Here is a 517-nt window from a genome sequence, read left to right on the forward strand (position 1 = left end):
TTTTCAACAGCTATAAAATCATATAAATTTGTGATTTCATCGCTTATCTTATGTAAATAATCAGCTCTTGCTCTTGTAATTTTTTGATGAGCTTTAGCTACTTTAAGTTTAGCTTTTGCGCGATTATTTGAACCTTTTTGTTTTTTTACTCATTTGTATCCTTGTTTTTTGTTTTTTGCAAGGATATTGTAACATTTTTAATTATTAATATTTAAAGTTCTTGCCTCTTTTAAAATCAATTTTCTTATATAAGTGCCATATTCACTTGCTAAATCTAAAACCATTAATTTTTTCAAAATTTCCATTTCTTGTTCATTAAGTCTGCAAACTACTAAATTATCTCTTCTTAGTTTTTGATCTACGGTTTTTCTTCCAGCTGATTTTTTATTAGCTTTACTATATGTTTTTTGAGAGCTTGTTTCAGAGTTTAAAGCTTCTGCTATTGTAAATGGTTTTTTTTCCATTATTATTTATCCTTTCTAATAAAATCTAAAAGTCTTTGATATTCATTGAAAAA

Annotated in this window: 1 protein-coding gene and 1 pseudogene; both read right to left on the bottom strand. The window is 25.1% G+C overall.

Translation table 11 applies throughout. The features are described from left to right. Positions 1–146: pseudogene (locus tag AJ886_RS10890) on the bottom strand (transposase); the annotation flags it as partial. Between the two features lie 51 nt (positions 147–197). Continuing rightward, entirely contained in the window at positions 198–464 is a 267-nt protein-coding gene (locus tag AJ886_RS08040; RefSeq protein WP_052799519.1) for a hypothetical protein, read from the bottom strand. Between the last annotated feature and the right edge of the window lie 53 nt (positions 465–517).

Source organism: Campylobacter sp. BCW_6465 (assembly GCF_001762815.1).
Lineage (GTDB): Bacteria > Campylobacterota > Campylobacteria > Campylobacterales > Campylobacteraceae > Campylobacter_D > Campylobacter_D jejuni.